This window comes from Streptomyces krungchingensis, assembly GCF_054729265.1.
In genome coordinates, this window is record NZ_JBPUKY010000001.1 from 9,208,684 (window position 1) to 9,226,715 (window position 18,032).

Annotated in this window: 14 protein-coding genes and 1 pseudogene; 10 read left to right on the forward strand and 5 right to left on the reverse strand. The window is 71.8% G+C overall.

The window, feature by feature from the left end; genetic code table 11:
- Positions 1–19 precede the first annotated feature (19 nt).
- On the reverse strand, positions 20–2,482 hold the full coding sequence (locus ACSYGO_RS39945) for a SpoIIE family protein phosphatase (RefSeq protein WP_426676558.1): 2,463 nt from the start codon (positions 2,480–2,482) through the stop codon (positions 20–22).
- A 204-nt stretch (positions 2,483–2,686) separates the two neighbouring features.
- Between ACSYGO_RS39945 and ACSYGO_RS39950 the strand changes: the two genes are divergently transcribed.
- The 6 genes from ACSYGO_RS39950 to ACSYGO_RS39975 all read left to right on the forward strand — a co-directional run bounded on the left by ACSYGO_RS39950 (position 2,687) and on the right by ACSYGO_RS39975 (position 9,110).
- A complete protein-coding gene (locus tag ACSYGO_RS39950) occupies positions 2,687–3,778 on the forward strand; it encodes a substrate-binding domain-containing protein (RefSeq protein ID WP_426676557.1) in 1,092 nt (363 codons plus the stop codon).
- A 115-nt stretch (positions 3,779–3,893) separates the two neighbouring features.
- Complete coding sequence (locus ACSYGO_RS39955; RefSeq protein WP_426676556.1) at positions 3,894–5,201, forward strand: ABC transporter substrate-binding protein; 1,308 nt, start codon at positions 3,894–3,896, stop codon at positions 5,199–5,201.
- Between the two features lie 76 nt (positions 5,202–5,277).
- Positions 5,278–6,240, forward strand: coding sequence for a carbohydrate ABC transporter permease (locus ACSYGO_RS39960; protein WP_460389585.1), 963 nt, complete (start codon positions 5,278–5,280; stop codon positions 6,238–6,240).
- The gene (locus ACSYGO_RS39965; protein ID WP_432173268.1) at positions 6,237–7,160 is read left to right on the forward strand and encodes a carbohydrate ABC transporter permease; all 924 of its coding nucleotides are present in this window, start codon (positions 6,237–6,239) and stop codon (positions 7,158–7,160) included. Before ACSYGO_RS39960 ends, ACSYGO_RS39965 begins: the two co-directional genes overlap by 4 nt.
- Positions 7,161–7,162: 2 nt before the next feature.
- A complete protein-coding gene (locus ACSYGO_RS39970; protein ID WP_460389586.1) occupies positions 7,163–8,218 on the forward strand; it encodes a hydroxyacid dehydrogenase in 1,056 nt (351 codons plus the stop codon).
- A 46-nt stretch (positions 8,219–8,264) separates the two neighbouring features.
- Positions 8,265–9,110: an alkaline phosphatase family protein gene (locus ACSYGO_RS39975; RefSeq protein ID WP_432173266.1), complete on the forward strand. Its 846-nt coding sequence runs from the start codon at positions 8,265–8,267 to the stop codon at positions 9,108–9,110.
- Between the two features lie 12 nt (positions 9,111–9,122).
- Here the strand turns inward: ACSYGO_RS39975 and ACSYGO_RS39980 are convergent, their stop codons facing one another.
- The gene (locus tag ACSYGO_RS39980) at positions 9,123–11,579 is read right to left on the reverse strand and encodes a polysaccharide lyase 8 family protein (protein ID WP_460389587.1); all 2,457 of its coding nucleotides are present in this window, start codon (positions 11,577–11,579) and stop codon (positions 9,123–9,125) included.
- Between the two features lie 119 nt (positions 11,580–11,698).
- On the opposite strand from ACSYGO_RS39980, the pseudogene ACSYGO_RS39985 reads away from it, so the two are divergent.
- Positions 11,699–11,851 (forward strand): annotated as a pseudogene (locus ACSYGO_RS39985) (peptidoglycan-binding protein); the annotation flags it as partial.
- Between the two features lie 160 nt (positions 11,852–12,011).
- On the opposite strand, the gene ACSYGO_RS39990 reads toward ACSYGO_RS39985, so the two are convergent.
- Complete coding sequence (locus ACSYGO_RS39990; protein WP_432187421.1) at positions 12,012–12,710, reverse strand: alpha/beta fold hydrolase; 699 nt, start codon at positions 12,708–12,710, stop codon at positions 12,012–12,014.
- A 43-nt stretch (positions 12,711–12,753) separates the two neighbouring features.
- Here ACSYGO_RS39990 and ACSYGO_RS39995 point away from each other — a divergent pair, with 43 nt between their 5' ends.
- Positions 12,754–12,909, forward strand: coding sequence for a hypothetical protein (locus ACSYGO_RS39995; RefSeq protein WP_460389588.1), 156 nt, complete (start codon positions 12,754–12,756; stop codon positions 12,907–12,909).
- Positions 12,910–12,940: 31 nt separating this feature from the next.
- On the opposite strand, the gene ACSYGO_RS40000 is transcribed toward ACSYGO_RS39995, so the two are convergent.
- Positions 12,941–13,441, reverse strand: a complete 501-nt coding sequence (locus ACSYGO_RS40000; RefSeq protein ID WP_426676548.1) for a methylated-DNA--[protein]-cysteine S-methyltransferase — start codon at positions 13,439–13,441, stop codon at positions 12,941–12,943.
- Between the two features lie 510 nt (positions 13,442–13,951).
- Positions 13,952–14,635 (reverse strand): nucleoside/nucleotide kinase family protein, encoded by a 684-nt coding sequence (locus ACSYGO_RS40005; RefSeq protein WP_460389589.1) that lies wholly within the window; start codon positions 14,633–14,635, stop codon positions 13,952–13,954.
- Positions 14,636–14,934: 299 nt separating this feature from the next.
- Between ACSYGO_RS40005 and ACSYGO_RS40010 the strand changes: the two genes are divergently transcribed.
- Together ACSYGO_RS40010 and ACSYGO_RS40015 are read left to right on the forward strand one after the other, a co-directional pair.
- Positions 14,935–15,675, forward strand: coding sequence for an HAD family hydrolase (locus ACSYGO_RS40010; protein ID WP_426676546.1), 741 nt, complete (start codon positions 14,935–14,937; stop codon positions 15,673–15,675).
- Positions 15,672–18,017 (forward strand): glycoside hydrolase family 65 protein, encoded by a 2,346-nt coding sequence (locus ACSYGO_RS40015; protein ID WP_426676545.1) that lies wholly within the window; start codon positions 15,672–15,674, stop codon positions 18,015–18,017. The genes ACSYGO_RS40010 and ACSYGO_RS40015 overlap by 4 nt, the downstream gene beginning before the upstream one ends.
- Positions 18,018–18,032: the final 15 nt, after the last annotated feature.

Here is an 18,032-nt window from a genome sequence, read left to right on the forward strand (position 1 = left end):
GCACGGCCGTCGGGCGGCGCTACACCTGCGGCGCCCGGAGCGACTGCTCCGCCCAGATGATCTTTCCCTCGTCCGTGTAACGGGTGCCCCAGCGCTGGGTGAACTGGGAGATCAGGAACAGCCCCCGGCCGCCCTCGTCGGTCGTCTTCGGGTGGCGCAGGTGCGGAGCGGTGGCGCCACCGTCGGACACCTCGCAGATCAGGGCCTGTTCAGAGATGAGCCGCAGCTTGAGGGGCCCGGCCGCGTGCCGGATGGCGTTGGTGACGAGCTCGCTCACGACGAGTTCGGTGGTGAAGGTCAGTTCGTCCAGACCCCAGGCGTTCAGCTGCTGGGCCGCCGCCTTGCGGGCGTCGGCCACGACCGCCGGGTCGACGGGCAGCTCCCAGGTCGCGACCTGACCGGCACCCAGCCGCCGGGTACGGGCCATCAGCAGCGCCACGTCGTCGTACGGCCGCGTCGGCACGAGTTCGTCCACGATGGTGCGGCACAGGTCGTCCAACTGCTGCCCGCGCGCCTCCAGGGCGCGGCGCAGCCGTTCCCGGCCGGCCTCCTGGTCCCGTGCCGCGCCGGGGGTGGCGAGGAGCCCGTCGGTGTGCAGCGCGAGCACCGTGCCCTCCGCGAGCTCCAACTCGACCGACTCGAAGGGCAGTCCACCCACGCCGAGCGCGGAACCGCGGGGCAGCTCGACGAACGACACCTGTCCTTCGGGGGAGATGAGCGCGGGCGCCGGATGGCCCGCGCCCGCCATGGCGCACTCGCCGCTGACCGGGTCGTACACCACGTAGAGACAACTCGCGCCGAGCGCCTGCATTCCGCTGGTCCGGGTGTCGGCGCCGGTGCCCTCCTCCCGGGCGGTGCGGCTGACGAGATCGTCGAGATGGGCGAGCACCTCCTCGGGGGTCAGGTCGAGATCCGCGAGGGTCTGCACGGCGGCCCGCAACCGTCCCATGGCCGCGGCCCCGTCGATGCCGTGACCCGCGACCTCTCCCACGACGAGGGCGACGCGGGCCCCGGACAGGGGGATGACGTCGAACCAGTCGCCGGCCAGGCCGGTCAGCTCGTCCGCGGGCCGGTAGCAGGCCGCGACCTGCACGGCGTCCAGTTCGGGGAAGCGGTGCGGGAGCAGATTGCGCTGGAGCACGAGGGCCGCGTCCCGCTCGCGGCTGTAGCGGCGGGCGTTGTCGATGCAGAGGGCCGCCCGGGCCACGAATTCCTCGGCGAGGCTCAGATCGTCCTCGTCGAAAGGGTCCTCGCGGGTGCGCCGGAAGAACGTGGTGATGCCCAGGGTGATGCCGCGGGCGCGGACGGGCACGATCATCACGCTGTGCAGCCCGAGGTCGAGGAAGGACGTGGGGCGGTCGCCGGGCGAGCCGGCCGTCCACACGGTGGACAGCGGGTCGAGGCGCTCCTCGGACCAGGACAGGCCGTCCGCCAGGCACCGGACCGGGGGAGACCCGGCGAGGTAGGCGGCAGGCTCGCCGATCCGCACCATGGTCTCGGGCACTCCGGCCCTGACCGACTGCTGGCCGGCCCGGCGCAGCGGCACCGCGTCCGCGTCGTCCCGCGGACCGGGTGCGGGTTCCGCTCCCTTGAGGACCGATTCCAGCAGGTCGACCGTGACGAAGTCGGCGAGTCCCGGGACCGCGACGTCGGCCAGCTCCTGCGCGGTCTGCACGACGTCCAGGCTGCGTCCGATGGACTCGCCGGCCCGGTCCAGCAGGGCGAGCCGCCGACGGGCGCGGTAGCTCTCCGACACGTCGACGACGGTGTAGTAGACGCCGATGGGACGACCGAGATCGTCCTCCAGCCGGATGAACGACATCGAGTGGGCCGACTGGCGGTGCGGCGCGGAGCGGACCCGGCCCACGTGCTCGTAGCCGACCACCTGCTCGCCCGTAGTCAGCGCCCGCAGCATCTGTGCCTCCAGCCGCTCGGCGTCCAGACCGGGCTGCACCTCGGCGAGCCGCCGGCCGAGCCGCTGCCGGGCCGGACCGCCGCCGAACTGCTCCAGTGCCGTGTTCGACCACACGTACCGCAGGTCCGTGTCCACGATCGCGATGCCCACCGGCGAGTGCGCGGCCATCCTCTCCAGCACCTGCCGGCTCATGTCCCAGCCGGGTCCGTCGCCCAGATCCGCGAGCAGCACCACCCACCGCGCCGGGCCGTCGCGGTGCTCCGCGGGAACGACCCGCACCATCAGCCGGAGGGCGCGCCCGTCGCGGTGCCGTGCGGACAGCAGCCCCGACCAGCCGCCGTCCGCGTCGCACCGCTCGGTGAGGTCCCGGACCCGCGCCGCGTCCTCGGGGAGGAGCAGGTCGGCCGCGCGGCGGCCCAGCACCTCCGTGGCGGGGTACCCCAGCAGCCGTTCCGCGTCGGCGCTCCAGCTGGTCACCGTCATCCGGGCGTCCAGCAGCAGTGGCGCGGCGTCCGCCATGTCGAAGCGCCGCCGCGCCGACACGTCCCGTTCCTCGCTCGCACCCACTACGACCCTCTCCGCTTCCCGAAGGTGGTCTTACCCCGTCATGCCCATTCTTCACGCCGCATGACCGGGCCGCGGTTTCGGCGAACCGGCTGACCGTATCGATCGCAAACGATCGATACGACTGTGGGCGTACAGTTGGCGCAGGGGATCACGCTCCGCGTCCGCCCTCAGTTCGTCCGTCCGGCCTTGCCCCAGGGGGAGCCCATGCGACTGCACGTCGACCAGCGCCATGAGCGGGTGCTCGAACTCGTCCGGGAGCGTGGCAGCCTCCGGGTGTCCGACCTCGCGGCCGAACTCGGCGTGTCCGCGGTGACCTTGCGACGCGACGTGGAGACGCTGGCCGCCCAGGGGCGGGTGCACCGGCTGCACGGCGCGGTGGTCTGGCCGGGCGACACCGCGGCCGAGCCCCGGCCCGGGCGCGAGGCCGCCGAGGGCGCCGTGATCGGGATGATCGTGCCGACCACCGGTTCCATCTTCGCGGACGTCGTCCGCGGTGCCCGCGAGGCCGTCGGCGCCCAGGGCGGCCGGCTGGTCCTGGGGATGACCGGCTACGTGGACTCCGAGGACGCCGTGCAGGCGGAGCACCTGATCGCGGGCGGCGCGCAGGGTCTCCTCGTCGCGCCCAGCTGGTTCGGCGGCGTGCCGCTCGGGGGTCAGGAGAAGTGGCTCCTGGACTGCGCGGTGCCGGCCGTCCTGGTCGAGCGGTCCGCGCCGGCCGGGAACCCGGCGGCCGGTCTGGACCGGGTGCGCACCGACCGGGCGCACGGGGCCGCCGTGGCCGTGGGCCATTTCGCCGCCCTCGGGCACCGCCGCATCACCGCGGTGCTCCAGGAAGGGCCGCACGCCGCACAGATCTCCTCCGGATACCTGGCGGCCGTGCAGTCGCTCGGGCTCGACGTCGACTCCGGCGCGCCGTCGGTCCGCGAGCACGGGGACTACGAGGCGAGCATCGACTATCTGGCGCAGGCCGTGGCGGAACGCGGGGTGACGGCCGCGCTCGTGCACAGCGACGAGGACGCGATCGTGCTGGTGCCCAAGCTCCAGGCGCGCGGCATCAGGGTGCCCGAGGACCTCGCGCTGATCGCGTACGACGACGAGGTCGCCGCCCTCGCGGACGTGCCCCTGACGGCCGTCGCCCCGCCCAAGCGCTCGGTGGGGGAGCTGGCCGCGAAGCTGCTGCTCCAGCGGCTCGCGGAGCGCGCCGACGGGCGGAGCGCCGCGCCCCGCCAGCACCTGGAGCTCCTGCCCGAGCTCAGGGTCCGGTCGTCCTGCGGCGGCGAGTCACTCACTTCCTGAACATTGAGCGATCGTTTTGATTGATTTGGTCGAACGCTCTTGACTCTGATCGTGTGCGCACAAAAGATGTCCTGCATCCGCCTCTGCCCGTACGAGGTCTCGTAGGAGCCGTGCCATGTCGCGCACTTCACGTTCGTTCCGCACAGCCGCCATCGCCGTCGTCGCCGCCCTGGGCATGCTCGCCACCGCGTGCGGCGGCGACGGCGGCTCGACCGACTCCCGATCGGACGGAAAGCCGGTCACCATCAAGTACTGGACCTGGACGCTCGGGGCCAAGTCGACGGTGGAGGCGTTCAACCGGACGCACAAGGACATCAAGGTCGAGTTCACCGAGATCCCCAGCTCGACCGAGGGCTACAGCAAGCTCGCCAACGCCGTGAAGGCCGGCAACGCCCCCGACGTGGCCACCATCGAGTACCAGATGGTCCCGGAGTTCGCGAGCCAGGGAAACCTGATCGATCTGACCGACTACGCCGGTGAGACGGTCAAGTCGAAGTTCCCCGCGTCCGTCCAGAGCCTGGTGACCTTCGGCGGCAGGACATGGACGGTCCCCTACGACGTCGCGCCGCAGCTGTACTACTACCGAACCGACCTGTTCAAGAAGTACGGCATCGAAGTCCCCAAGACCTGGGACGAGTTCAGGACCGCCGCGGCCGCGGTGAAGAAGGCCGACAAGAACGTCCGGCTGGCCTCCATGCCGAAGTCCGACCCGGCGCTCCTCGCCGCCCTGTCCTGGCAGGCCGGCGGCAAGTGGTTCACCACCGAGGGCGACGCGTGGAAGCCCGGCGTCGACGACGCGCCCAGCAAGAAGGTCGCCGCCTACTGGGACGGACTGATCAAGGACGACCTGGTGCAGTCCTTCACCGCCTACAGCCCCGAGGAGACCAAGGCCCGCGCCTCCGGCCGGACCCTCTCCTTCCTCGGCGCCTCCTGGTCCGCCGGAGGCATGAAGACCGCCATGCCCGACCTCAAGGGCAAGTGGGCCGTCGCCCCCCTCCCGAACTGGGGCACCGCGGCGAGCGGCAACTACGGCGGCACCTCCTACGGCGTCCTCAAGGGCAGCAGGCATGCCGAGGCAGCGGCCGAGTTCATCGAGTGGCTCACCACGAACCGCGCCGGCGTCGAGGCCCGGCTCGCCGACCTGGAGTCGCCGAGCAGCGCCCTGCCGGCCGACCCGCAGATGCGTGCCGTCGCGGCGGCGAAGTTCGACACCGCGTACCTCGGCGGCCAGGACCTCTACAAGCTCGCCTCCGAGCAGGTCGACACGATCGTCCCCGGCTGGACGTGGGGACCGAACCAGCTGGACGTCTACACCGCCGTCCAGGACGCCACGGCCAAGTCCGGCTTCGGCGGCGGCGTCACGGCCGGCCAGCGCAAGGCCGAGTCGGGCATCACGGAGCGCGGACTGAAGCTCGCCCGGTGACCCTCCGGGTCCGGCCGCCCGGCGGCCGGACCCCGTCACCCGCCCCCCGCAGCGTCCAGTCCGCCAAGGAGCCACCGTGGCAGCACCTCCCGCCCCGGCCGTGAAGACCCGGCCCCGACCCACGACGAAGCCGCCCGCCACCTCTGCCCTGCGGCGCAGTCAACGCCGTGCCGCGGCCCTCTTCGTCGTCCCGTTCTTCGTCCTGTTCGCCGCGGTCATGGTGGCACCCATCGGCTACGCCGTCTGGATGAGCCTCTTCCAGGAACACTCCTCGGGACTCGGCTTCGGCGGCACCCGACGGGTGTTCTCCGGAATCGGCAACTACACCAAGGCCCTCTCCGACGCCGGGTTCCGGGACTCCTTCGTACACATCGCGCTCTACTGCGCCCTGTACATCCCCGTCATGATCGGCGGCTCCCTGCTGCTGGCCCTGCTCCTGGACTCCGCGATGGCCCGCGCCAAGCGGTTCTTCCAGCTCGCGCTGTTCCTGCCGCACGCGATCCCGGGCCTGATCGCCTCGCTCATCTGGATCTACCTCTACACCCCGGGCCTGAGCCCCGTGCTCGACGGGATCAGCGCGCTCGGCGGCTCCTGGGACTTCTACAGCAACGACCATGTGCTGTCGTCCATGGTCAACCTCTGTGCCTGGCAGTGGATCGGCTACAACATGGTCATCTTCTACGCGGCGCTCCAGGCCGTTCCGCGCGAAGTGATCGAAGCGGCCGTCGTCGACGGCGCGGGAGCCCTGCGCACCGCCCTGCGGATCAAGGTGCCGCTGATCGCCTCCGCGCTCGTCATGACCGTGCTGTTCACCTGCGTGGGCGCCATCCAGATCTTCACCGAGCCCAAGCTGCTCAACCAGCGCGGAGCGCCCTCCGTCGACACCGAATGGTCGCCGACCCTGTTCATCTGGAAGGCCGGCTTCGTCCAGCACGACTACGGGCTCGCCGCCGCCGCTTCCCTGCTGCTCGCCCTGCTGGGCGTCGTCCTGTCCTACCTCGTCACCCGGCTCGGCAACCGCTGGAAGGCGGCCTCATGAGCATCCTCACCCGTCCTTCGAGCCCGCCGCGGACACCGGCCGCGCCGGGCGGCACACGGGTCGCCGTCCGGCCCCGCGCACGGACCGACGCCCTGCTCTCCAAGGCCGTCGTCAACGGCCTGCTGATCGTCGCCGCGTTCTACACCCTGATGCCCGTCACCTGGCTGGTCGTCGCCGCCACCAAGAACGACCGCGACCTGTTCGGCACGTCCGGGTTCTCCTTCGGCGACTTCAGCCTCCTCGCCAACCTGCACCACGTGTTCACCTTCAACGACGGCATCTACCTGCGCTGGTTCGGCAACAGCATCCTGTACTCGGTCGTCGGCTCGGCGGCCTCCACCCTCCTGTGCGTCGCCACCGGATACGCCTTCGACAAGTACGACTTCAAGGGCAAGGAGAAGCTGTTCGGCGCGGTGCTCGGCGGAGTCCTGGTCCCCACCACGGTGATCCAGCTGCCCATGTACCTGCTCGCCACCGAAGCCGGGGTGGTCAACACCTACTGGGCCCTGCTGCTGCCCGCACTCGTCAACCCCTTCGGCGTCTACCTGGCCCGCGTCTTCTCCGAGGGATACGTGCCGAACGAGGTCCTGGAGGCCGCCCGTGTCGACGGCGCCGGCGAGCTGCGCACCTTCGCCGGGATCGCCCTGCCGATGCTCGCCCCCGGCTTCATGACCATCTTCCTGTTCTCGTTCACCTCCAGCTGGAACAACTTCTTCGGTGCCCTCGTGATGCTGAACGACGAGAAGCTCTATCCCGTCAACCTCGGCCTGTTCATGTGGAACAGCGTCACCCAGCAGCAGCCCGAGTACTACTCGCTCGTGATCACCGGCTCCCTCGTCGCCGTCGTCCCGCTGATCGCCGCCTTCGTCTGCCTCCAGCGCTTCTGGCGCTCGGGGCTGACCGCCGGCGCGGTGAAGTGACCATGCCCGTACCGGAAGGCACCCTCCTGAACAGCTCGCCACGACCGGCCGGGACCCGCCGCCCGCGCACCGCCCTCGCCATGGGCCACGAGATCCACGGCTCCCTGCTCGCCGACGGCGCACTCGACCGCCTGAGCACGGTCGCCCGGTTGGACGGCTCCGGCCCGATCACCGACTTCGCCACGGCGGACGCCACCGAACTCGCCGCCGTCGAGGTGCTGTTCACCCACTGGGGCGCCCCGCGGCTGACCGAGGACGTACTGCGCCGCATGCCGCGGCTGCGCGCCGTCGTCCACGCCGCGGGATCCGTCAAGCACCACGTCACCGAGTCCGTCTGGAACCGCGGCATCAGCGTCTCCTCCGCCGCCGCGGCCAACGCCCTGCCCGTCGCGGAGTTCACCCTCGCCGCGATCCTCTTCGCCAACAAGCGGGTCCTCGACATCGCCCACGACTACGCGCGGACCCGCCGACAGCCCGAGCTGCTGCCGTACTTCACCGGACACGGCAACTACCACCGCACCGTCGGCATCGTCGGGGCCTCGCGCGTCGGCCGCCGGGTCGTCGAACTGCTGCGCCCCTTCGACCTGCACGTCCTCCTCCACGACCCGTACGTGGACGAGTCCGAGGCCCGCGCCCTCGGCGTCGAAGCGGTCGGCCTCGACGAACTCGTCCGGCGCAGCCACGTGGTGTCGATCCACGCACCCCAACTGCCCGAGACACGGCACATGTTCGACGCGCGCCGGATCGCGCTCCTCATGGACGGCGCGACACTCGTCAACACGGCACGTGGCTCGCTCGTCGACACCGACGCGCTGACCGAGCGACTGGTCTCCGGACGCATCCACGCCGTGCTCGACGTGACCGAGCCGGAGGTGCTGCCCGCCTCCTCGCCGCTCTACACGCTGCCCAACGTCCTGCTCACCCCGCACATCGCGGGGTCCCTGGGCGACGAACTCGGCCGCATGACGCACTGGGCCGTCGACGAAGTGCGCCGCTACGCCCAGGGACTTCCCTTCGTCCACGGCGTCGGACCCGACGAGCTGACCCGCTCGGCATGACACCGCCGTGCACGACAGCCCCCGCCCCATCATGAGAGGAGCGCCCATGCCGGACGCCGTCCACCGCGTCCTGGTCGTCGGCATCGACGGAGTACGCCTCGACACCCTGCGCCGCCTGCCCACCCCGCACCTGGACGCGCTCGCGGCGGACGGCTTCCTCGCCCCGGTCGAGGTCGACGACCGCACCCCCACCATGTCGGGCCCCTGCTGGGCGACGATCGTCACCGGCGTGGGCGTCGACAAGCACGGGGTGTGGAGCAACGACTTCGGCGGCCACCGCCTCGACGTCTTCCCGGACTTCGCGACCCGCCTCGCCGACCAGTACGGCCGCCGCACCTTCGTCGCCGCGGGCTGGCGGCCGCTCATGCAGGTACGGGACGGCGGACCCCTGTTCCGGGCCCCGTCGAGGACGGCGTACGTCTCGCCGGTGGCCGACACCCCCGAGGCCTGGGAGACCTGCGACGACCACATCACCGCGGAGGCGGCGCGTGTCCTGGCGGACGACGACACGGACGCCTCGTTCGTGTACCTCGGCGCCCCCGACGAGACCGCGCACGTCCTCGGCTGCGGCGACGCGTACGAGACCGCGGTGGTGCGTGCCGACGCCCGGGTCGGCCGCCTGCTGGACGCCGTGCGCTCACGCGCCTCGTACTCGGCGGAGCGGTGGACGGTCCTCGTCGTCACCGACCACGGCCACGTCGACGCGGGCGGCCACGGCGGCCGTTCCCCCGAGGAACGGACCGCCTGGCTGATCGCCGCCGGCCCCGGCGTCGGCACCACACCCCCGGCCGCGCCGCGCCATGTCGACGTCGCCGCCCAGGTGTTCGCGTCGCTGGGCGGCGCCGCCGACCGGCACTGGTCGCTCGACGGGCGGCCGTTCGCGCCGGCGTGACCGGTGCCGCGGTCAGCCGAGCCTGACCGTGACCTTCTGCGTGACCCCCGCCAGAGTTCTCAGATCGCCGAAGGTGAGGGTGAGGGAGGAGCCGGTGGTCGCCGAGGTGACGCTCGACGCCTTGGACGTCACCGAGGCGACGGCCCTGTTCCAGGTGAGGGTCAGGCCGGTCCGCATGCGCATCGGGTCGCTGACGCAGATCACGGCGCTGCCGTCGCCCTTCTCGCTGATCATCACGCAGCACGGGTCGCTCGCCGTGAGGGCGCCCACCGTGCCGCCGAACCAGAAGTTCACCCCGGTGAAACCGAGCGAGGGAACGCTCACGCCCTGCTGGTCGTCGGTGTTGGCGAGCACGGTCAGCCAGCCCGCGGCGTCGGCCCGGGCCTGTGTCGCGGCGGCGCTCGCGCCCGGCATCAGCACATAGGCGTACGTGGCGTCCGCCGGATCTGTGCCGTGATCGACGTACAGCGTCAGGTACTTGCGGTTCAGGACCGTCGTTGCCCCGCCCTTGTTGACGGCGCTCCACGTGCCGTCACGGCTGTCGCGCAAGGCCTTGACGGTGGCGCCGCCGGGGAAGACGTAGCCGCCGTGGCCCGCGAGATGCGCCCACCGGGTGGCGGTCAGCGTCTGCGACCACGGGTACGCGGTGGGCTTCGCCGTACCGTCGACGGTGAGGGCCGCGCCGCCGGTGGGCCCGAGATTGCGGTTGTCGACGGTCGACTCCACGGCCGCTCCGTCGGCGCACCGGATGCCCGCGCCCAGACAGACGATCGCGTCGTCCAGGCAGAACCATGACTTCTTCGCCAGCAGGGAGCTCTGCAGCCCCTTGAGGTACTGGCCGATCGCGGCCCGCTGTCCGTCCGTCGCGCCGCCCACCCAGTTCACGTCGGGCAGGGACGCACCCCAGTCGCCGCCCGCCGCGTCCGCGAGCACCTTGCGCGAGGCCGTGGTGCCGGGCAGCCGGTAGGGGTCGACGGTGGGCCAGAAGGCGTCGCTGTACTGGCCGTTGCAGAAGGTGTCGCCCCACCAGTAGAGCATCCCGGAGCCGGTGTGCCAGCCGTGCAGGTTCTCGCCGCTGCCCGTCTCGTAGTAGGTGATCCTGCGGTCGGCCATGCTGATCGAGGCGGCCCAGCCGGGGCGGCGATGGGTGGCCCGGGACATGCTGGTGAACAGCCGGTGCCCGGTCGGCTCGGCGATCGGCGAGACCGTCGTGTCGTCCAGGACTCCCTTGAGCCGGGCCAGACTTGTCAGACTCAGTGCGGGATCGTCCATCGGCGGGCTGTAGTAGTCGCGCTGCATCCAGCCCTTCACCAGCCCGCGCCAGCGCGCGTTCTCGGTGCTGCTCGCCCCCTGTCCGAGCAGCACGATCGAGGCGAGGACCGGATGGCCCCGCAGATGGTCGTCCTGCTGGATGTGTTTGGCGTCCGACGCGGACAGGCCCCGGCTGACGGCCCGGCCGGACACGCCGTCCATCACCAGACCGTTGTAGAGGAACGGCGCCCAGGCCTTCTCCACCGCGTCGAAGACGATCTGCCGGCCCGCGTCGGTGACCTCCCAGGCCGAGCCGGCGAGCAGGGCGAAGAGCATGCCGAGCCCGCCGAGCATCACCGAGCCGTACGAGCCCGTGTACGGGACGGTGGTGTGCTGGATGAACGAGCCGTCGGTGTACAGGCCGTCGCCCGTGGTGACGTACGGGAAGACGGGGGTGAGCGCGTCCCGGGCCAGCGCCACCTTGGCGGAGTTCGCGCCCACGACGCCGCGCAGCGCCAGCACCCGGCACAGGTCGACCCGGTTGGCGCCGGTGCTCGTCCCGCTGTAGGCGGCGACCGCCGAGTCCGGCACGAAGTGGTCGACCGCGGCCAGGTAGTCGGCGATCCGTGCCGCGGGCAGGGCGTCGTACATGAGGACGCAGACGTCGAGCAGGGCCTGCGGGGCGCCGATCTGCCAGCTGTACCAGTTGCCGTAGCGGGTCTGGTCCGCGTTGTAGACCTCGGAGTGGAGGTGGTCGAGGCCGGTGAGGATGTCGTCGCGCAGCCCGGTGTCGCCGGTCAGCCCGGTGCCCGGCAGGCAGTACGCCTGGGCGAGGGTGTTGAGCCGGCTGTAGCTGGTGTTCATGTTTCCGGAGTGGCCGTACGACTCCTGGTCGGTGTCGGGCTCCGGGTCGGCGTACACGAGGTCCGGCCACAGCGAGCCGGCGGCGGGGGCCATGGTGGACCGCCATGAGGAGGCCGTCGTGCCCAGGTCGGCGAGGCGGGTCCGGAACGGTTCGGCGGTGGGGCTGAATCCGTCACCCAGGATCAGGGTGCGCCACTTCGCGCGCAGGGCCGCGAACTCGTCCGCGGCCTCGGCGGTGTCGGTGATCCCGGCTGAGGTGAGGGGGGAGGCGCCGGCGGTGGTGTGCACCCCGAGCGCGAGAGCGGTGCCGCTGCCCGCGGCCAGGAAGCCACGGCGTGACCAACGAGTCGTCATGACGGCGGTTTCTAGCACGCTCACGTTCAAACGCTCAATAATTCTTACCGAATTGAGCGTATCGATCGTTCGGTGCATGGATGCGCGCACTGAACATCCGGGCCCGGACACCCGTACTCGTGTACGACGGTTCAGGCGCCCGCGGCAGCTACGACGCGGCCCTCACCGAGGCCGTCGCCCGCTTCCAGCTCTGGTACGGGATCCGGGGCGACGAGACCGGCGTCTACGGCGACGACACGCGCGCCGCCCTCGAATCCCGCACGCCGCGCTGAGGGATGTCCCGCAGTCCCTGGCGGGCGCACGACGACAGCTACGGCACCTCGCCGCGTTGTCGGACCGCCCGAACACGCCCAGTCCGAGGACGCCCCTCCGCCTTGCGATGCACCGCATCCGACGCCGCGCGCCGATCCACCAGGGATCGCGGGACAGCCCTCAGCGTGCCGCGGCCCTGAGCAGGACCCGCGCCATCTCGTGCGGCTGGGAGAACATCGGCCAATGACCGGTCTCCATCTCGACCAGGTCCCACCGCGCGCTCTTCAGCAGCTCGGCCACGTCGTCATTGGGGTCCTCGCCGTCCATCAGGCACTTGACGTACGTCGTCGGCAGCTCGTCGAGCGGACGGTCCAGCACCGCCGCGTCGGTCAGCGTGATGCCCGGCTGCGGCGTCGACCCGCCGGCGATCCGTGAGATCTGCTCGTCCGTGAGCCCCTGCCCGTCGTAGTCCGCGGCCGTCAGCGGCGGCCAGAAGCCCTGGTTCTCCTCGATCACCTCCTCCAGCCGTTCCGGCCCCTGCCACCACGTGGACACGAACGACTCGCCGTCCGTCGGGACATTGGCGTCGACGAACACCACGCGGGACAGCCGGTCGCCGATCCGCGCGGCGGCCTGACCGACCGGGATGCCCGAGTAGCTGTGCCCGACCAGGACGACGTCACGCAGATCGAGTCGCTCGATCTCGCCCACGATGTCCCGGACGTGGGTCTGCGGTCCGACCGGCGTGCTCTGCCTGTCCGCGAGGCCGGAGAGCGTGAGCGCATGAGCGCCGTGACCGGCCGCTCGCAGCTCCGGCACCACCTCGTCCCACGCCCAGGAGCCCAGCCACGCACCTGCCACCAGTACGAATTCCGTCATGCTCGCAACGTAGCGCAGAGGTCCGACAACTTCCCTAGCCGGCGTGGGATGTAGCCGTGAACTCCCCGACGGCCCGCGCGAGGGCCTCCGCCCGGTCCAGCGGGACGAGCGTGCCACGGTCGTCGATCTCGACGAGCCGCCCGCGGGGCAGGAGCTCGGCGCGGCGCCGGCCCTGCGGGGCCCCGCGGCGCGGGTGTGACGGCACGCCGCGGCGGGGCACCGGCGGCAGGTCAGGACGCCTCGTCCTCCAGGTCCAGGAGCGTGCGCTTGCGTTCCAGGCCGGCGGCGTATCCGGTGAGGGCGCCGGTCGCGCCGATCACCCGGTGGCAGGGCCGCACGACCAGCAGCGGATTGGCGCCGATCGCCGTGCCCACGGCCCGTACCGCCGCCCTCGAGGCGCCGATCCGGGAGGCGATCTCGCCGTAACTGAGCGTGGTCCCGTACGGGATGTCCTCCAGGGCCTGCCACACCCGCCGCTGGAAGTCGCTGCCGCTCGTGACGTACTCGATGTCGAAGCGGGTCAGCCGGCCGTCGAAGTAGGAGCGCAGCTGGGAGGTGATCTCGGCGAACGCCTCCGTGTCCTCGGTCCAGCCGTCCTGGACGACGGCGCCGTTCTTCTGGCCGGGCATCGAGAGCGAGGCCAGTGCCGTGCCGCCGTGCGCGGTGGCCGACTCCTCGCCCACGAGCAGCAGCTCGCCCAGTGGGCTGTCGAGGGTCGTGTAGACCGTCATCGGAAGTGTCCCTTCGTGAGTGTGCCTCAAGCGGTACCGGCGTCGCTTCACCAGCAATTCTGCCGCCTGCCGTGCGCACGGTCCGGCGGGATTCGGACACGTACCTGGAGCGGGGCGTGAGCCGCGCGCCGCGTTGCGCAGGGCCCCTTCGGTCCCTCCTGCGAGCGCACGGACGGGGAACCGACCGCACGCGCGGGACGTTCCGTCCGCGGCTGACGGCTGACGGCTGACGGCTGACGGCTGACGGCTGACGGCTGACGGCTGACGGCTGACGGCTGACGGCTGACGGCTGACGGCTGACGGCTGACGGCTGACGGCTGACGGCTGACGGCTGACGGCTGACGGCTGACGCCTGACGCCTGACGCCTGACGCCTGATGCTCGGGCCTCAGGTGGAGGGTGCCGGCACTGCTCGCCTCGCTGCGCGGGCCGAGGACGCGGCCACCGCCCGGCCCGCCGCTCCACCGCAGGATCCGGCACCGCCCGGCCGGGCCGCGCGGGACCGCGCGGATCAGCGCTCCGACGGGCGATGTGCGCCGGGCACCCGCACCGGAGCCGCGTCCGCGGTGATCTCCGGCCCGACGACCAGGTCGGCCCGGTCCCGGGTGGCGGCCACCAGGTCGGCGTTGCGCTGGTCCGTGCCCAGCACCCACGCCACCGCCGTGTCGTGGTCCTTGCCGAACTCCTCGTGCCGGGCGACCAGCCGTCGTACCCGGGCGGCCTCGTCCAGCTCGCAGAACCAGACCTCGTCCAGCTGCGACCTCGCGCGCGCCCAGGCGTCGTCGCGCAGCAGCAGGTAGTTGCCCTCGGTGACGATCAGCCGCGCGGTCCGCGGCACGGGCACGGCACCCGCGAGCGGCTGCTCCAGGGTCCGCTCGAAGCCGGGCGCGTAGACCAGCTCGTCCTCGTCCGCGCGCAGCCTGCGCAGCAGCGCCGCGTAGCCCGCCGCGTCGAAGGTGTCCGGGGCGCCCTTGCGGTCGCGGCGCCCCAGCCGGTCCAGCTCGACGTCCGCGAGATGGAAGCCGTCCATCGGCACGTGCGCGACCCAGTCGGGCCCGGCACCGTTCAGCCGCCGGACCAGACGCTCGGCGAGGGTCGTCTTGCCCGCCCCGGGGCTTCCGGCGAGGCCGAGCAGGGCGCGCCGTCCGGGACGGACGAGTGCGGCCGCGCGATCGAGCAGGTCGTCGAAGGTCATGCGGCGGTTCCGGCGACCCGGTCGGTCAGGGGCGTGAAGACGGCGCGTTCCATGGCCCCAGTATCCGTGTCCGGCCGCGGATGAGAAGCCGCGGATGAGAAGCCGCAGATGAGAAGCCGCAGATGAGAAGCCGCGGGCGAGAAGCGGTGGACGACGATGGGCGGGCAGCACGGCGCGCCCGCGCAGGGCGCGGCGCCCGGCCCCGCCGACCTGGTGTCCGGCGGGCCCGACCCGACGAACTACTCGCGGTGTGGTGCTCGCCACCCGTTGGCCGGATGATCTCGGGGCACACTGCCCTCATGACAGAGCTCGGTCTTCCGAAAGAAATCGTGGCCTGCCTCTTCGACCTCGACGGCGTCATCACCAAGACCGCCGTCGTCCACGCCGCCGCCTGGAAGCGGACGTTCGACGCGTTCCTGCGGCAGCGCGACGGCGAGGACTTCCGCCCGTTCGACGACTCCCACGACTACGCCGAGTACGTCGACGGACTCCCGCGCGCCGACGGCGTCCGCACCTTCCTCGCCTCCCGCGGCATCCATCTGCCCGAGGGAGCGCCGGACGACCCGCCGGACCGGGCCACCGTGCACGGCCTCGGCAACCGCAAGAACGACCTGCTGCTGGAGATGATCCGCACCGGCGGAGTCGAGGCGTACGACGGCACCCTGCGCTACGTCGAGGCGGTGCGCGCGCACGGACTGCGGACCGCGGTCGTCTCCTCCAGCGCCAACTGCCGTGACATCCTGCGCTCGGTCGGCGCCGAGGACCTGTTCGACGTGCGGATCGACGGGGTCGTCGCCGCGGAGCGCGGTCTGCCCGGCAAGCCGAAGCCGGACACCTTCCTGGCCGCCGCGCGCGACCTGGGCGTCGAGGCCGCCGAGGCCGCCGTCTTCGAGGACGCGCTGGCCGGCATGGACGCGGGCCGCTCGGGCCACTTCGGGTACGTCGTCGGCGTCGACCGCGTCGGACAGGGCGCCGCCCTGCGCGCGCACGGCGCGGACACGGTCGTACAGGATCTGTCGGAACTGGGGGAGCAGGCATGATCACCCACAGTTCCTACGGCGTCGACCCCTGGACCCTGCGCGAGCACGAACTCCACCTGGATCTGCTGCCGCAGAGCGAGTCCGTGTTCGCCCTCTCGAACGGCCACGTCGGCTGGCGCGGCAACCTCGACGAGGGCGAACCGCACGGCCTGCCGGGCTCGTACCTCAACGGCGTCCACGAGGTGCACCCGTTGCCTTACGCGGAGGCGGGATACGGCTATCCGGAGTCCGGGCAGACGGTCATCAACGTCACCAACGGCAAGATCGTCCGACTGCTCGTCGACGACGAACCCTTCGACCTGCGCTACGGCCGGCTGCGCTCCCACGAACGCGTCCTCGATCTGCGCACCGGGCTGCTCACCCGGACCTGCGAGTGGACCTCACCGGCCGGATCCACGGTCCGGGTGCGGTCCACCCGGCTCGTCTCCTTCACCCAGCGGGCGATCGCCGCCGTCGCCTACGAGGTGGAGGCCGTCGACGGCCGGGTCCGTGTCGTCGTCCAGTCGGAGCTGGTGGCGAACGAGCAGTTGCCGGGGCGGGACGGCGACCCGCGTGCCGCGATCGCGCTGGAGTCGCCGCTGAAGGCCGAGGAGCACTTCGCGGCAGGCCGGCGGCTGCGGCTCGTGCACCGCACGAGCGAGAGCGGACTGCGGGTCGCCGCGGCGGCCGACCACGCGGTCGTGGGACCCGACGGGACCGTCACGAGCAGCGAGAGCAGCGACGACGTCGCCCGGCTCACCGTCACCTCCGTGCTGACCCCGGGACAGCGGCTGCGCCTGGAGAAGTTCGTCTCCTACGGCTGGTCCGCCACCCGGTCGCTGCCGGCGGTGCGCGACCAGGTCGACGCGGCGCTCGCGGCCGCCGAGCACGGCGGATGGCAGGCGCTCGTCGACGAACAGCACGCCTACCTGGACGACTTCTGGGAGCGCGCCGACGTCGAGGTGGAGGGTGACGAGGAGATCCAGCAGGCGGTGCGCTTCGCCCTCTTCCACGTCCTCCAGGCGGGCGCCCGCGCCGAACAGCGCGCGATACCCGCGAAGGGGCTGACCGGCTCCGGGTACGACGGCCACGCCTTCTGGGACACCGAGACCTTCGTTCTCCCGCTGCTCACCTACACCTCTCCGGGAGCCGTCGCCGAGGCGCTCCGCTGGCGTCACAACACCCTGCCCGCCGCGCGCGAGCGGGCGGCCCAACTGGGCCTGAGGGGGGCTGCCTTCCCGTGGCGGACCATCGCCGGCTCGGAGGGTTCGGCCTACTGGCCGGCCGGTACCGCCGCGTTCCACGTGAACGCCGACATCGCCGACGCCGTGGTCCGCTACACCACCGTCACCGGTGACGAAGGGTTCGAACGGGACACCGGCGTCGAGCTGCTGGTCGAGACGGCACGGCTGTGGCGCTCGCTGGGACACCACGACTTCCAGGGCAAGTTCCACATCGACGGGGTGACCGGGCCGGACGAGTACAGCGCGGTCGCGGACGACAACACCTACACCAACCTCATGGCCCGCGCGAACCTCCTGGCCGCCGCGGACGTGGTCGACCGCCACCCCGCGCGGGCAGCCGAACTCGGCGTCGACGAGGAGGAGAGCGCGGCCTGGCGCGACGCCGCCGACGCCATGCACGTCCCCTACAACCACGAACTCCGCGTCCACGAACAGCACGCCGGCTTCACCCGCTACCAGCGGTGGGACTTCGCGGCCACCCGGCCCGACCAGTACCCGCTGATGCTGCACTTCCCGTACTTCGACATCTACCGCAAGCAGGTCGTCAAGCAGGCCGACCTCGTTCTCGCGATGTACAAGTGCAGCCCCTACTTCGACGAGGAGCACAAGGCACGCAACTTCGCGTACTACGAGCCCCTCACGGTCCGCGACTCCTCCCTGTCCGCCTGCTGCCAGGCCGTGATCGCGGCCGAGGCCGGTCATCCGGGCCTCGCCTACGACTACTTGGTGGAAGCGGCCCTGATGGACCTGGAGGATCTGGAGCACAACACCCGCGACGGCCTGCACATCGCCTCGCTCGCCGGCACCTGGACGGCCCTGGTCGCCGGGTTCGGCGGCCTGCGCCACCACGGGGACACCCTGGAGTTCGCCCCCCGGCTGCCGGAGAGGTTCAGCCGCCTCGCGTTCTCCCTGGAACTCCTCGGCCGGCGCCTGCGCGTGGAGATAGAGCCGGACGCCGCCACGTACACGCTCGCGACCGGTGAACCGCTGGAGATCCGTCACCACCGCGAGCCGTACACCGTCGACGGCGACAAGCCCCACCGCCTCGCCATACCGGCGCCGAGACTGCGCCCCGCCCCCGACCAGCCGCCGCACCGGCGGCCCAACCGTCAGGGGTGAGGCGCGGCCCGCACG

Excerpts from the sequence above, each read along its gene's own strand:
- ACSYGO_RS39950 (WP_426676557.1), top strand. The coding sequence starts at position 2,687 with ATGCGACTGCACGTCGACCAGCGCCATGAGCGGGTGCTCGAACTCGTC.
- ACSYGO_RS39955 (WP_426676556.1), top strand. The coding sequence starts at position 3,894 with ATGTCGCGCACTTCACGTTCGTTCCGCACAGCCGCCATCGCCGTCGTC.
- ACSYGO_RS39965 (WP_432173268.1), top strand. The coding sequence starts at position 6,237 with ATGAGCATCCTCACCCGTCCTTCGAGCCCGCCGCGGACACCGGCCGCG.
- ACSYGO_RS39970 (WP_460389586.1), top strand. The coding sequence starts at position 7,163 with ATGCCCGTACCGGAAGGCACCCTCCTGAACAGCTCGCCACGACCGGCC.
- ACSYGO_RS39975 (WP_432173266.1), top strand. The coding sequence starts at position 8,265 with ATGCCGGACGCCGTCCACCGCGTCCTGGTCGTCGGCATCGACGGAGTA.
- ACSYGO_RS39980 (WP_460389587.1), bottom strand. The coding sequence starts at position 11,579 with ATGACGACTCGTTGGTCACGCCGTGGCTTCCTGGCCGCGGGCAGCGGC.
- ACSYGO_RS39990 (WP_432187421.1), bottom strand. The coding sequence starts at position 12,710 with ATGACGGAATTCGTACTGGTGGCAGGTGCGTGGCTGGGCTCCTGGGCG.
- ACSYGO_RS40000 (WP_426676548.1), bottom strand. The coding sequence starts at position 13,441 with ATGACGGTCTACACGACCCTCGACAGCCCACTGGGCGAGCTGCTGCTC.
- ACSYGO_RS40005 (WP_460389589.1), bottom strand. The coding sequence starts at position 14,635 with ATGACCTTCGACGACCTGCTCGATCGCGCGGCCGCACTCGTCCGTCCC.
- ACSYGO_RS40010 (WP_426676546.1), top strand. The coding sequence starts at position 14,935 with ATGACAGAGCTCGGTCTTCCGAAAGAAATCGTGGCCTGCCTCTTCGAC.
- ACSYGO_RS40015 (WP_426676545.1), top strand. The coding sequence starts at position 15,672 with ATGATCACCCACAGTTCCTACGGCGTCGACCCCTGGACCCTGCGCGAG.